The organism is Phenylobacterium soli, assembly GCF_003254475.1.
Lineage (GTDB): Bacteria > Pseudomonadota > Alphaproteobacteria > Caulobacterales > Caulobacteraceae > Phenylobacterium > Phenylobacterium soli.
On sequence record NZ_QFYQ01000001.1, the window covers coordinates 2,627,604 to 2,641,245 of the forward strand.

The window sequence follows — 13,642 nt, forward strand, 5'->3', positions numbered from 1 at the left end:
TGCGACTTAGCCCCCGATGGCCGCGCGGTAGGCCGCCGTCAGGTGGTCGACCGAGGCCTGGGTCAGGTTGAAGACGATGCCCGGCTGGACGCCGAGATAGAGGGTGGCGAGGATCAGCGGCGCGAAGATGAGCACCTCGCGCGGCTCCAGATCCGTGATCGCCGCGAGCTTCGGATTGGTCAGCTCGCCGAACACCACGCGGCGATAGAGCGTCAGCATGTAGACCGCCGACAGGATCACGCCCGTGGTCGCCAGGATCGCCGTCCAGGTGGAGGCGCCGTAGGCGCCGGCCATGGACAGGATTTCGCCGACGAAGCCGGAGGTGCCCGGCAGGCCGACATTGCCCATGGTGAACAGCAGGAACACCGCCGCGTACCACGGCATCCGGTTCACCAGCCCGCCGTAGAAGGCGATCTCGCGGGTGTGCATGCGGTCGTAGACGACGCCGACGCAGAGGAAGAGCGCGCCCGAGATCACCCCGTGTGAGATCATCTGGAAGATCGCGCCCTGCTCGCCCTGCACGTTGCCGGAGAAGATGCCCATGGTGACGAGGCCCATGTGGGCCACCGACGAGTAGGCGATCAGCTTCTTGATATCGACCTGCCGGAAGGCGACCAGCGAGGTGTAGATCACCGCGATGACGCTGAGGGCGAAGACCAGCGGCGTGAACAGCTGCGAGGCCTGCGGGAACATCGGCAGGCTGAAACGCATGAAGCCGTAGCCGCCCATCTTCAGCAGGATCCCGGCCAGGATCACCGAGCCCGCGGTCGGCGCCTCGACGTGGGCGTCGGGCAGCCAGGTGTGCACCGGCCACATCGGCATCTTCACCGCGAAGGAGGCGAAGAAGGCCAGCCACAGCCAGGTCTGGAGCGCCGGATCGAAGTGATAGGTCATCAGCTCGGGGATCGAGCTCGTGCCGGCGATGCCGATCATGGCCAGGATCGCCGCCAGCATCAGCACCGAGCCCAGCAGGGTGTAGAGGAAGAACTTGTAGGCCGCGTAGACCCGCCGCTGGCCGCCCCAGATGCCGATGATCAGGAACATCGGCACCAGGCCGAATTCGAAGAAGACGTAGAACAGCACCAGGTCGAGGGCGCAGAACACGCCGATCACCAGGGTCTCGAGGACCAGGAAGGCGATCATGTACTCGAGGACGCGCTTCTCGATCGTCTTCCACGAGGCCAGCAGGCAGAGCGGCATCAGGAAGGCGGTCAGCGGCACGAACAGCACCGAGATCCCGTCCACGCCCATGCGGTAGTGCAGCCCGGCGAACCAGGGGGTGTCCTCGACGAACTGGAAGCCCGTCTGGTTCGGATCGAACCGCAGGACCAGCAGCACCGACAGGGCGAAGGTCGCCAGCGTCGTGACGAGCGCGATCCACTTGGCCGCATTGGCGGTCCTGGCGTCCTCGGGCTTACCGAGGAGCCTCAAGATCAGGATGCCCGCCACGCCCACGAGAGGCGCGAAGGTGGTGAGCGACAGAATGCCGTTCATGGCGCCAGCTTCCCCTTAGTGGTGCCACGCCCAGAGGGCGTAGGTCAGCAGGCCCGCGACGCCGAGCAGCATCACGAAGGCGTAGTGATAGACATAGCCGGTCTGCAGCAGGCCGGTGCGGCGGCCGACGGCGTAGCTGACGGCGGAGACGCCATCCGGACCCAGGCCGTCGATGACCTTCTGGTCCCCGCCCTTCCAGAACAGGTCGCCGAGGAACTTGGCCGCACGCACGAAGGTCGCGTTGTAGAGCTCGTCGAAGAACCACTTGTTGTAGAAGAACAGGTAGAGCGGGCCCTGGCGGGCAGCGAGCTTCGCGCCCAGGCCTTCCCTCATCAGGTAGACGTAGGCCGCCACGATCAAGCCGAGCACCGAGGCGATCAGCGGCGAGAGCACGATCAGCTCCGGCGCCTCGAACGGTCCCAGCACATGGTTGTTCGTGGCCGTGAAGATCGCCCCGCGCCAGAACTCGTGCTGCTCGGCGCCGACGAACTTCTCCTCGAACAGGAAGCCGGCGGCGATCGCCCCGATGGAGAGCAGGATCAGCGGCAGGCGCATGGTCCAGGGGCTCTCGTGCGGCAGCGCCGGACCGTGGCCGTGATGGCCGTGGCCATGAGCCTCGGCTTCGGCCTCGAGCGGCTCGTCGTGGGTCTCGATCTGGGCGTGGCTGGCGTGGTCGTCGTGGCCGTGGTCGTGATCACGGTTGTGCCAGTGGTGCTCCAGGTCCTCCGAGGTCCAGCGGGCGTGGCCGTTGAAGGTGAAGAAGGCCAGGCGCCAGGAATAGAAGGCGGTCAGGCCGGCCACGAACACGCCGATCACGAAGGCGAAGTAGCCCATCTTGTCGCCCGCGACGCCGGCTGCGTAGGAGGCGTGGATGATCGAGTCCTTGGAATAGAAGCCGGCGAAGCCCAGCTCCAGGCCCGGGATGCCGAGGCCGGTGATCGCGATGGTGCCGATGGCCATCACCGAGAAGGTGACCGGCAGGTATTTCGCCAGGCCGCCGTAGCGACGCATGTCCTGCTCGTGGGCCATGGCGTGGATCACCGAACCGGCGCCGAGGAACAGCAGCGCCTTGAAGAAGGCGTGGGTGAACAGGTGGAACATGCCCGCCTGATAGGCCCCAACGCCGGCGGCCATGAACATGTAGCCGAGCTGCGAGCAGGTCGAATAGGCGATCACCCGCTTGATGTCGTTCTGCGTCAGCCCGACCGTCGCGGCGAACAGGGCCGTGATCGCGCCGATGAAGGTGACGATGTTCTTGGCCACGGGAGCGTACTCGAACATCGGCGACAGCAGACAGACCATGTAGACGCCGGCCGTCACCATGGTGGCGGCGTGGATCAGCGCCGACACCGGCGTCGGGCCCTCCATGGCGTCCGGCAGCCAGGTGTGCAGGAAGAACTGGGCCGACTTGCCCATGGCGCCGACGAACAGCAGGGCGCAGGCGAGGTCGATCAGGTTCCAGCTCCGGCCCGCGAACTCCCAGCCGTCCTTCGCGTGGGCGGCGATCTGCGGGAAGAGGTCCGCAAACTGGATGGTCCCGAAGGCCCAGAACACGGTCATGATCCCGAGAGCGAAGCCGAAGTCGCCGACCCGGTTGACCACGAAGGCCTTGATCGAGGCGGCGTTGGCGGTCGGCTTCTTGAACCAGAAGCCGATCAGCAGGTAGCTCGCCAGGCCCACGCCTTCCCAGCCGAAGAACAGCTGCATGAAGTCGGCGGCGCTGATCAGCGCCAGCATGGCGAAGGTGAAGAGCGACAGGTAGGCGAAGAAGCGCGGCTTGGAGTCGTCCTCGGCCATGTACCCCCAGGAATAGAGGTGCACGAGCGAGGAGACGCTGGTCACCACCACCAGCATCACCGCCGACAGGCCGTCGAGCCGGAACGACCAGTGGGAGATGAACTTACCCACCTCGATGAACGGGGCGTAGGTGACGGTGAACGGCTCGAGCCCGCCCCAGGTCCACTTGGTGAAGACCACCCAGGACAGCGCGCAGGACAGGAACAGCAGGCCGGTCGTGATCGCCTGAGAAGCGACATCGCCGATCCGGCGGCCGAACAGGCCGGCGATGGCCGCGCCGAGCAGCGGGCCGAAGAGGATGATGGTGACGAGCGTCTGCGGGGACATGGGTTCTTGTCTCAGCCCTTCATCATCGAGGCGTCGTCGACGGAGATGTCGCCGCGGTTGCGGAAGAAGGTCACCAGGATCGCCAGGCCGACGGCGGCCTCGGCGGCCGCGACCGTCAGCACGAACATGGCGAAGACCTGGCCCACCACGTTGCCGAGATAGACCGAGAAGGCGACGAGGTTGATGTTCACGGCGAGCAGGATCAGCTCGATCGACATCAGGATGACGATGATGTTCTTCCGGTTCACGAAGATCCCGAAGACCCCGATCGTGAACAGGATGGCGGCGACCGCCAGATAGTGCGGAAGGCCGATGGTCATTCGCTGATCCCCTCGCCCGGCTTCAGGGACACCACGCGCATGCCCGTGCGGGGCGTCCGGGCCACCTGGTCGGCGATGACTTGGCGGCGCACGCCCGGCTTGTGGCGCAGCGTGAGCACGATGGCCCCGATCATCGCCACCAGCAGCACCATGCCGGCCGCCTGGAAGAAGTAGATGTACTGGGTGTAGAGCACCCGGCCGATCGCCTCGGCGTTGGTGACGTTCGCCGCCGCTGCGCCCGAGGCCATGGGGTTCTCGTTCAGCCGCGCCGCGCCCTGGGTGGCGACGGTCGTGGAGACCACCACCATCTCGATGGCCAGGGCGCCGGCGATCAGCCCGCCCAGCGGCATGTAGCGGGCGAAGCCCTGCCGCAGCGCGGCGAAGTCGACGTCCAGCATCATCACCACGAAGAGGAAGAGCACGGCGACCGCGCCCACGTAGACGACGACCAGCAGCATCGCCAGGAACTCCGCGCCCATCAGGACGAAGAGGCCGGCGGCCGAGAAGAAGGCCGCGATCAGGAAGAGCACAGAGTGCACGGGGTTTCGCGCCGAAACGACGGCGAAACCGGAGGCCAGCGTCACCGCCGCCATCAGGTAAAAAGCGATCGCCTGCAGGGCCATCGGCCGGATCGAGCTCCCCTCAAAATCCCTGAGTTCTGCGCCTTATCGGAGGCGCCCGCGGAATCGCGCGGACGTCTTATCGGTACGGCGCATCCAGTTCCAGATTCTTCGCGATCTCCCGCTCCCAGCGGTCGCCGTTATCCAGCAGGCGCTCCTTGTCGTAGTAGAGCTCCTCGCGGGTCTCGACGGCGAACTCCAGGTTCGGGCCTTCGACGATCGCGTCCACTGGGCAGGCCTCCTGGCACAGGCCGCAGTAGATGCACTTCACCATGTCGATGTCGTAGCGGGTGGTGCGGCGCGAGCCGTCGGCGCGCGGCTCGGCCTCGATGGTGATCGCCTGGGCCGGGCAGACCGCCTCGCAGAGCTTGCAGGCGATGCAGCGCTCTTCGCCGTTCGGATAGCGGCGAAGGGCGTGCTCGCCACGGAAGCGCGGGCTCTGCGGGTTGCGCTCGTGCGGGTACTGGACGGTCTTCTTCGGCGCGACCAGGTATTTCATGGCCAGCCCGAAGGCGCCGGCGAAGTCGAGCAGCGCCGCGCCCTTCACCGCCTGTCCGATACGCTGGAACATCCCCTACTTCCTCTCGCAGGCGTAGTCGCCGATGTACTCGGGATCGCCGTTCCTCTGGAGCACCAAGGTCCCGCCCTTGGCCGCGCAGTCCGCATGCGCCTTCTTCAGCGCGTCATAGTTCGCCACCCCGCCCACGGGCGAGGCCGAGGCGCAGGCGGCAAGCCCGAGCGCCAGGACCAGGGTGGCGGGAAGCGCCTTCACGCAGCGCCCCCGAACACTCGCCACGCCGACACCGCCACCACGGCGACCAGCGAGGTCGGCAGGAACACCTTCCAGCCGAGCCGCATCAGCTGGTCGTAGCGGTAGCGCGGCACGATCGCCTTCACCATGGCGAACAGGAAGAAGAAGAAGATCACCTTCAGGAAGAACCACATGAAGCCGAAGAAGCTGGCCGCCGTGGGATTCCAGTGGGCGGTGAAGTCGGTCGGGAACGGCGCCTGCCAGCCCCCGAAGAACAGCACCGAGATCATCGCGCACATCAGGACGATGTTCGAATATTCGCCGATCATGAACAGCAGGTACGGGGTGGACGAGTACTCCACCTGGTAGCCGGCCACGAGCTCGGACTCCGCCTCGGGCAGGTCGAACGGCGGGCGGTTGGTCTCGGCGAGCGCCGAGATGAAGAAGATCACCGCCATCGGGATCATGACGATCACCATCGGCAGCTTGGCGAGCCCGCCCGGGCCGCCGAAGGCGTACCAGTTCCAGAAGCCGCCGGCCTGGCTGGCGACGATCTCCTGCAGGTTCATGGTGCCGGCGAGGATGATCACCGTGACGATGATGAAGCCGATCGATACCTCGTAGGAGACCATCTGCGCCGCGGAGCGCAGGCCGCCCAGGAACGGGTACTTCGAGTTCGAAGCCCAGCCCCCCATGATGATGCCGTAGACGCCCAGCGAGGAGATCGCGAGCAGGTAGAGGATGCCGACGTTGACGTTGGACACCACCCAGCCCGGGGCCAGCGGCACCACGGCCCAGGCGCCGAACGCCAGGATGAAGCTGATCAAGGGGGCCAGCAGGAAGACCGCCTTGTCGGCGCCCGCCGGGATGACGATCTCCTTCAGCAGGAACTTGCCGAAGTCGGCGAAGGACTGCAGCAGGCCGAAGGGGCCCACCACGTTGGGGCCTTTGCGCATCTGAACGCCGGCCCAGATCTTGCGGTCGGCCAGTAGCAGGAAGGCCAGCGACAGCAGGATCCAGATCATCACCGCCAGGATCTGCAGGACCGTCAGAAGGGTCCAGCCGCCCGGGGTGGACCAGAAGCTTTGCGCGCCCATCGTTCCCCTACTCCGCCGCGATCTTGGCGGCGCCCGAAGCCAGGGCCGCGCACTCGGCCATCGTCACGCTGGCGCGGGCGATGGGGTTGGTCATGTAGAAGTCCTTCACGCCCGATTGGAACGGGGCGTCGGACAGGTCGCCGGCCTTGCCGAGCGCGCCGAGGTCGAGGGAGGCCGCGGCCTCCTTGCCGTCGACGTGGTCGATGCGGCCGAAGGTCGGATGCTCGGCGAACAGCTTGCGGCGCAGGTCGTCCAGGCTGTCGTAGGGCAGCTTGGTCCCGACCCGCTCGGACAGCGCCCGCAGGATCGCCCAGTCCTCCCGCGCCTCGCCCTTCGGGAACACCGCGCGGACGCCGAGCTGAACCCGGCCCTCGGTGTTGACGTAGACGCCGTTCTTCTCGGTGTAGGCCGCGCCCGGCAGGATCACGTCGGCATGGTGCGCGCCGCGGTCGCCATGGGTGCCCAGATAGACCTTGAAGGCCTTCGAGGCGCCGAGCTCGATCTCGTCGGCGCCCAGGAGGAAGAGCAGGTCCGCGCCATCCTTCTTGACCAGTTCGCCGGCGGTCTTGCCGCCCTCGCCCGGCACGAAGCCGAGGTCGAGGCCGCCGACCCGGCCGGCCGCGGTGTGCAGCACGTTCCAGGTGGCGCCGAACGCCTTGGCGAGCTCGGCCGCGGCCTTCAGCACCGCCGCCCCGTCGGCCCGCGCCAGGGCGCCGGCGCCGACGATGATCGCCGGGTTCTTGGCGCCCTTGAGGGCGGAGACGAAATCGTTCTTCTGCTTGGCGAGGCCCGACAGCGTCTGCGGGCCCGCACCGAGGTAGTCGTAGTCGAAGGTCAGGTCGGCCTGCTCGCCGATCACGCCCACGCGCAGCGCGCCGGCCAGCCAGCGCTTGCGCAGCCGGGCGTTGAACACCGGCGCCTCGAGGCGCGGGTTCGTGCCGACCAGCAGCACGACGTCGGCTTCCTCGATCCCGGCCAGGGTCGAGTTGAACAGCCAGCTCGCCCGCGGGCCGTCGCCCAGGGCCATGCCGTCCTGGCGGCAGTCCAGGCTCTTCACGCCCAGGGCGTCGAACAGGTCCTTGGCCGCCTTGAGGCTCTCGGCGTCCTGCAGGTCGCCGGCGATGACGCCGACCCGGTCCGGAGCCGTCGCCTTCAGCTTGGCCGCCACGAGGTCCAGGGCCTCGCCCCAGCTCGCCGCGCGCAGCTTGCCGTCCTCGCGGACGTACGGCCGGTCGAGCCGCTGGCGGGACAGGCCGTCAACCGCATAGCGCGACTTGTCCGAGAGCCACTCCTCGTTGATCTCCTCGTTGATGCGCGGCAGCACCCGCAGCACCGCCGGGCCCCGCGCATCGACGCGGATCGCCGAGCCCAGGCCGTCGTGGACGTCGATGGTCTCGGTCTTCTTCAGCTCCCAAGGGCGGTAGTTGAACGCCCAGGGCTTGTGGGTCAGGGCGCCGACCGGGCACAGGTCGACCACGTTGCCGGACAGGTTCGAGCTCACGGCCTTGTCGAGATAGGTCGTGATTTCAACATCTTCGCCGCGAGAGATGAGACCGATCTCCGGCACGCCGGCGACCTCGGTGACGAAGCGGACGCAGCGCGTGCACTGGATGCAGCGGGTCATCACCGTCTTGATCAGCGGACCCATGAACTTCTCTTCGACGGCCCGCTTGTTCTCGGCGTAGCGGGAATCGTCGCGGCCATAGCCCATCGCCTGGTCCTGCAGGTCGCACTCGCCGCCCTGGTCGCAGATCGGGCAGTCCAGAGGGTGGTTGATGAGCAGGAACTCCATCACCCCGTGACGCGCCTTCTTCACCATCGGCGTGTCGGTGAAGATCTCCATGTTCTCGGCGGCCGGCAGGGCGCACGAGGCCTGCGGCTTCGGCGGGCCGGGCTTCACCTCGACGAGGCACATGCGGCAGTTGCCGGCGATGGACAGGCGCTCGTGGTAGCAGAAGCGCGGGATCTCCTTGCCGGCGATCTCGCACACCTGGAGGACGTTCATCCCCGGCTCGAACTCGACCTCGACCCCGTCGACCTTGGCGATAGGCATCCGTGATTACTCCGCCGCGATGGAGGCGCCGGGATAGACTCCCTTGCGCGCGCGGTAGTTGGTGATCCGCTCTTCGACCTCGTGGCGGAAGTGACGGAAGAGGCCCTGGATCGGCCAGGCGGCCGCGTCGCCGAGGCCGCAGATGGTGTGACCTTCGACCTGGCTGGCGACGTCGAGCAGGAGGTCGATCTCCTCCATCTCGGCCTCGCCGGTGACCATCCGCTCCATGACGCGCCACATCCAGCCGGTGCCTTCGCGGCACGGCGTGCACTGGCCGCAGCTCTCGTGCTTGTAGAAGTAGCTCGCCCGGGCGATCGCCTTCACGAGGTCGGCGTCCTTGTCCATGACGATCATGGTGCCGGTGCCGAGGCCGGAGCCGCGGGCCTGCAGGTCCTCGTAAGTCATGATCGCCTCTTCGCATTCGGCCGCGGGGATCATCCGCACCGAGATGCCGCCGGGGATCACAGCCTTCAGGTTCGACCAGCCGCCGCGCACGCCGCCGAAGTGGTCCTCGATCAGCTGCTTCACGCTGATGCCGACCGCCTCCTCGACCACGCAGGGCTTGTTCACGTGGCCCGAGGCCGCGAACAGTTTGGTGCCGGTCGACTTCTCGGTGCCGAAGCCGGCGAACCAGGCCGCGCCACGGCGCAGGATGGTGCCGACGACCGAGATGGTCTCGACGTTGTTGATCGTCGTCGGGCAGCCCCAGACTCCTGCCCCCGCTGGGAACGGCGGCTTCAGGCGCGGTTGGCCCTTCTTGCCTTCCAGGCTCTCCATCAACGCGGTCTCGTCGCCGCAGATGTAGGCGCCGCCACCATGGTGAACGCGGATGTCGCAGTCCCAGCCGTGGATGTTGCCCGGCCCGATCAGCTTGGCGTCGTAGGCCTGCTTGATCGCCGCCGTCAGGCGCTCGCGCTCGAAGACGTACTCGCCGCGCAGATAAATGTAGGCCGTGTGCGCCCGCATGGCGCGGCAGGCGATCAGCGCGCCCTCGATCAGGAGGTGCGGGTCGTTGCGCAGGATCTCGCGGTCCTTGCAGGCGCCCGGCTCCGACTCGTCGGCGTTGATGACCAGGAAGTGCGGCCGCTCGCTCTCCTGCTTGGGCATGAAGGTCCACTTCAGCCCGGTGGCGAAGCCGGCCCCGCCGCGGCCGCGCAGGCCCGACGCCTTGATCTGGTCGCAGATCCACTCGGGGGCCTGCTTGAGGATGTCCTTGGTGCCGTTCCAGGCCCCGCGTTGCATCGCACCCTCGAGGCCCCAGTCGTGGAGGCCATAGAGGTTGGTGAAGATGCGGTCCTTGTCTTGGAGGATGCCGACCACGGGGTCTTACGCTCCCTGCTTCACGGACGCGCGGCCCGCGAGTTTGGACTGGATGCTCACGCCTTCTCCTTCGAGGAGCTGGCCGAAGGCAGGTTCGGGATCTTGATCTTCTTGGCGCGGCTGCCGTCGTAGAGGCTGGGGTCGGTCAGGGTGATCGGCCCGCCCTCCGGCGCGGCGCCCTGGCGGCCGATGGCCGAGCCGGGCTTCGGCTTCTTGCCGGCGGCGAAGTCGTCGAGGAGCTTCTCGAAGGTCTCCGGCGTCAGATCCTCGTAGTAGTAGTCGTTGATGGCGGCCATGGGCGCGTTCGAGCAGGCGCCCATGCACTCCACTTCCTGCCAGTAGAACTTGCCGTCCGCCGACAGGTGATCCTTCGGGCCGAGCTTCTTCTTGCAGACCTCGATCAGCCCCTCGGCCCCGCGCAGCTGGCAGGGCGTGGTGCCGCAGACCTGCACCAGCGCATGGGTGCCGACCGGCTCCAGCATGAACATGGTGTAGAAGGTGGCGATCTCCAGCACGCGGATCACCGGCATGCTGAGAAGCTCGGCGACGGCGCGGATGGCGGGCTCGGACACCCAGCCTTCCTGCTTCTGCACCAGCCACAGGAGCGGAATGACCGCCGACTGCTGGCGGCCGGCCGGATAGTTCTCCATCCAGCGCTTGGCTTCCTTCAGCGTCGCCGGCTTGAAGGCGAAGCTCTCGGGCTGGTTCTCGGCGAGACGACGGACGCTCAAAGGCCCCTCACTTCACGAAGTCGACGCGGGCGATCTTGCCGTCCGCGATGGTGTAGATCGGCGCCACCTCGAAGCTCTCGCCGCCGGGGGCGCGCGAGACCTTCTCGTGGTCGATGACGTTGGAGCCGACAACGATGCGGTTCACCAGCTCGGCGCGGTTCTGCGGGAAATCGGCGAACAGCTTGGCGTGACGCTCGCGGATCGAGGCGATGCCGCGGTTGGTGATCTCGCCGTTGTAGCCGGCCAGCACCGCGTCGTCGGCGTAGCAGGCGCAGAAGGCGTCGAGGTCCTGGGCGTTATAGGCGGCGAGCTGGGCCGCGACGATGTCGGCGGGGCCGCTCAACGGTCGATCTCCCCGAACACGATGTCCAGTGAGCCGAGGATGGCGGACACGTCGGCCAGCATGTGGCCGCGGTTCATCCAGTCCATCGCCTGCAGGTGCGGATAGCCCGGCGCCCGGATCTTGGCCTTGTACGGCTTGTTGGTGCCGTCGGAGACCAGGTAGATGCCGAACTCGCCCTTGGGCGCCTCCACCGCGGCGTAGACTTCGCCGGGCGGCGGGCGGTAGCCCTCGGTGAACAGCTTGAAGTGGTGGATCAGGGCTTCCATCGACCGCTTCATCTCGCCCCGGCGCGGGGCGGCGATCTTGTGGTCGTCGGACAGCACCAGGCCTGGCGTCTTCATCAGCCGCTCGCAGGCCTGCTTCATGATCTTCGTCGACTGCCGCATCTCTTCCATCCGGCAGAGGTAGCGGTCGTAGCAGTCGCCGTGGACGCCGAGCGGAATGTCGAATTCCATCTCGTCGTAGCAGGCGTAAGGCTGTGAACGGCGCAGGTCCCAGGCGATGCCCGAGCCGCGCACCATCACGCCCGAGAACCCCCAGGCGATCGCCTCGTCCTTGGTCACCTTCCCGATGTCGACGTTGCGCTGCTTGAAGATCCGGTTGTCGGTGATCAGGCCCTCGATGTCGTCGAGCACCTTCGGGAAATGGTCGCACCAGTCGGAGATGTCCTGGACCAGCTCCGTCGGCAGGTCCTGGCGCACGCCGCCGACGCGATAATAGTTGGCGTGCATCCGCGCGCCCGAGGCGCGCTCGTAGAACACCATCAGCTTCTCGCGCTCTTCGAAGCCCCACAGCGGCGGGGTGAGCGCGCCGACGTCCATCGCCTGAGTGGTGACGTTCAGCAGGTGGTTCAGGATGCGGCCGATCTCGTCGTAGAGCACGCGGATGAGCTGGCCGCGGATCGGAACCTCGACGCCGATCAGCTTCTCGATCGCCGCGACGTAGGCGTGCTCCTGGTTCATGGGCGCCACGTAGTCGAGGCGGTCCATGTACGGGATCGTCTGCTGATAGGGCCGGGCCTCCATCAGCTTCTCGGTGCCACGGTGCAGCAGGCCGACGTGCGGATCCACGCGCTCGACGACCTCGCCGTCCAGCTCCAGCACCAGGCGCAGCACGCCGTGGGCCGCTGGGTGCTGCGGGCCGAAGTTGATGTTGAAGCGGCGGACCTTGGTCTCGCCCTCGGCGAGGTCCATCGGGGCGGCGGGCGCGGCTTCGCCGGTCATGACTTGCCTCCGCTCTTGTCTTCGAGGACGCCCTTCTCGTCGCCCGGAATGGGCGCGAAGCCCTTCTCCATGCCCTCCCAGGGCGACAGGAAGTCCCAGTTGCGCCATTCCACCGAGCGCACCGGCTCGTAGACCACCCGCTTAAGCTCGTCGTCGTAGCGGAGCTCGACGTAGCCGGTCATCGGGAAGTCCTTGCGCAGCGGGTGGCCGTGGAAGCCGTAGTCGGTGAGGATGCGGCGCAGGTCCGGGTGGCCCGAGAAGAACACCCCGTACATGTCGAAGGCCTCGCGCTCATACCAGTCGGCGCAGGGGTAGACCCCCGTCACGGACGGCACCGCGGTCTCCTCGTCGGCCTCGATCTTCACCCGCACGCGCTGGTTCTTGGTCAGCGACAGCAGGTGGTAGACCACGTCGAAGCGGCGCGTGCGCTCGGGATAGTCCACCGCCGTCAGGTCGATCAGCTGCTGGAACGCGTGGCTGTCGCGCAGATAGGTGAGGGCCTCGACGATGCGCGGCTCCTGGGCGGTCAGGTTCAGTTCGCCGAAGGCCACGCTGGCGCTGGTCAGGGCGCCGGCGCTGTTGGCCACGAGCGTCTGGCCGAGCGCCTCCAGCTCGGCGGAGGTTAGCGGCCAGCTCATCGAACGATGGTCCCCGTGCGGCGGATCTTCTTCTGCAGCTGCAGCACGCCGTAGACCAGCGCCTCGGCGGTGGGCGGGCAGCCCGGCACGTAGACATCCACCGGCACGATCCGATCGCAGCCGCGGACCACGGAATAGCTGAAGTAGTAGTAGCCGCCGCCATTGGCGCAGCTGCCCATGGAGATGACGTACCGCGGGTCCGGCATCTGGTCGTAGACCTTGCGCAGGGCTGGAGCCATCTTGTTGCAGAGCGTGCCGGCGACGATCATCACATCGGACTGGCGCGGGCTGGCGCGCGGGGCGAAGCCGTAGCGCTCGAGGTCGTAGCGCGGCATGGACGCCTGCATCATCTCGACCGCGCAGCAGGCCAGGCCGAAGGTCATCCACATCAGCGAGCCGGTGCGCGCCCAGGTGATCAGGTCGTCGACGCCGGCGGTCACGAAGCCCTTGTCGGCGAGCTGCTGCGAGACGCCGTCGAAGAAGGGGTCGTGCTTCTTGGGATCATAGCCCTCGACGGAGGACCGGGCGCCAGCGCCCGCGGGAACGATCACTCCCATTCCAGGGCTCCCTTCTTCCATTCGTAGATGAAGCCGACCGTGAGCACGCCCAGGAAGGCCATCATCGACCAGAAGGCGAAGTGGCTGACGTCCGGCGGCAGCTTCATCAGCGCCACGGCCCAGGGGAACAGGAAGGCCACTTCCAGGTCGAAGATGATGAACAGGATCGACACCAGATAGAACCGGACGTCGAACTTCATGCGGGCGTCGTCGAACGCGTTGAAGCCGCACTCGTACGACGACAGCTTTTCAGGATCGGGAGCCTTCGGCGCCAGCACGGCGGCGCCGAGGATGAAGACGAGACCAAGCGCCGCCGCGATCCCTAGAAAGATCACGATGGGGAGGTACTGAAGGAGGAACGCGGTCATGAG

The 13,642-nt window shown here is 67.1% G+C and carries 15 protein-coding genes; all 15 read right to left on the minus strand.

Annotated features, from left to right (window positions below):
* Window positions 1-6: 6 nt before the first annotated feature.
* The 15 genes from DJ017_RS13080 to DJ017_RS13150 all read right to left on the minus strand — a co-directional run bounded on the left by DJ017_RS13080 (window position 7) and on the right by DJ017_RS13150 (window position 13,639).
* A complete protein-coding gene (locus DJ017_RS13080; RefSeq protein ID WP_111529128.1) occupies window positions 7-1,494 on the minus strand; it encodes an NADH-quinone oxidoreductase subunit M in 1,488 nt (495 codons plus the stop codon).
* 15 nt (window positions 1,495-1,509) lie between these two features.
* On the minus strand, window positions 1,510-3,618 hold the full coding sequence (gene nuoL, locus DJ017_RS13085) for an NADH-quinone oxidoreductase subunit L (protein ID WP_111529129.1): 2,109 nt from the start codon (window positions 3,616-3,618) through the stop codon (window positions 1,510-1,512).
* 11 nt (window positions 3,619-3,629) lie between these two features.
* Window positions 3,630-3,938, minus strand: coding sequence for an NADH-quinone oxidoreductase subunit NuoK (gene nuoK, locus DJ017_RS13090; protein WP_111529130.1), 309 nt, complete (start codon window positions 3,936-3,938; stop codon window positions 3,630-3,632).
* Window positions 3,935-4,561: an NADH-quinone oxidoreductase subunit J gene (locus tag DJ017_RS13095; RefSeq protein ID WP_111529131.1), complete on the minus strand. Its 627-nt coding sequence runs from the start codon at window positions 4,559-4,561 to the stop codon at window positions 3,935-3,937. Before DJ017_RS13095 ends, nuoK begins: the two co-directional genes overlap by 4 nt.
* Before the next feature lie 76 nt (window positions 4,562-4,637).
* Window positions 4,638-5,129: an NADH-quinone oxidoreductase subunit NuoI gene (gene nuoI / locus DJ017_RS13100; protein ID WP_111529132.1), complete on the minus strand. Its 492-nt coding sequence runs from the start codon at window positions 5,127-5,129 to the stop codon at window positions 4,638-4,640.
* Window positions 5,130-5,132: 3 nt separating this feature from the next.
* Window positions 5,133-5,330, minus strand: a complete 198-nt coding sequence (locus DJ017_RS13105; protein ID WP_111529133.1) for a hypothetical protein — start codon at window positions 5,328-5,330, stop codon at window positions 5,133-5,135.
* A complete protein-coding gene (nuoH, locus tag DJ017_RS13110; RefSeq protein WP_111529134.1) occupies window positions 5,327-6,406 on the minus strand; it encodes an NADH-quinone oxidoreductase subunit NuoH in 1,080 nt (359 codons plus the stop codon). The genes DJ017_RS13105 and nuoH overlap by 4 nt, the downstream gene beginning before the upstream one ends.
* 7 nt (window positions 6,407-6,413) lie before the next feature.
* The gene (gene nuoG, locus DJ017_RS13115; protein ID WP_111529135.1) at window positions 6,414-8,459 is read right to left on the minus strand and encodes an NADH-quinone oxidoreductase subunit NuoG; all 2,046 of its coding nucleotides are present in this window, start codon (window positions 8,457-8,459) and stop codon (window positions 6,414-6,416) included.
* Between the two features lie 6 nt (window positions 8,460-8,465).
* Window positions 8,466-9,779 carry an NADH-quinone oxidoreductase subunit NuoF gene (gene nuoF, locus DJ017_RS13120; protein WP_111529136.1) on the minus strand — a complete coding sequence of 438 codons (1,314 nt, stop codon included), beginning with the start codon at window positions 9,777-9,779 and terminating at the stop codon, window positions 8,466-8,468.
* Window positions 9,780-9,835: 56 nt separating this feature from the next.
* Window positions 9,836-10,510, minus strand: a complete 675-nt coding sequence (gene nuoE, locus DJ017_RS13125) for an NADH-quinone oxidoreductase subunit NuoE (RefSeq protein ID WP_111529137.1) — start codon at window positions 10,508-10,510, stop codon at window positions 9,836-9,838.
* 7 nt (window positions 10,511-10,517) lie between these two features.
* A complete protein-coding gene (locus DJ017_RS13130) occupies window positions 10,518-10,853 on the minus strand; it encodes a nuclear transport factor 2 family protein (RefSeq protein WP_227000132.1) in 336 nt (111 codons plus the stop codon).
* Window positions 10,850-12,076 carry an NADH-quinone oxidoreductase subunit D gene (locus DJ017_RS13135; protein ID WP_111529138.1) on the minus strand — a complete coding sequence of 409 codons (1,227 nt, stop codon included), beginning with the start codon at window positions 12,074-12,076 and terminating at the stop codon, window positions 10,850-10,852. The genes DJ017_RS13130 and DJ017_RS13135 overlap by 4 nt, the downstream gene beginning before the upstream one ends.
* A complete protein-coding gene (locus DJ017_RS13140) occupies window positions 12,073-12,714 on the minus strand; it encodes an NADH-quinone oxidoreductase subunit C (protein ID WP_111529139.1) in 642 nt (213 codons plus the stop codon). The genes DJ017_RS13135 and DJ017_RS13140 overlap by 4 nt, the downstream gene beginning before the upstream one ends.
* A complete protein-coding gene (locus DJ017_RS13145; protein ID WP_111529140.1) occupies window positions 12,711-13,292 on the minus strand; it encodes a NuoB/complex I 20 kDa subunit family protein in 582 nt (193 codons plus the stop codon). Before DJ017_RS13145 ends, DJ017_RS13140 begins: the two co-directional genes overlap by 4 nt.
* Window positions 13,262-13,639: an NADH-quinone oxidoreductase subunit A gene (locus DJ017_RS13150; protein ID WP_111529141.1), complete on the minus strand. Its 378-nt coding sequence runs from the start codon at window positions 13,637-13,639 to the stop codon at window positions 13,262-13,264. The genes DJ017_RS13145 and DJ017_RS13150 overlap by 31 nt, the downstream gene beginning before the upstream one ends.
* Window positions 13,640-13,642: the final 3 nt, after the last annotated feature.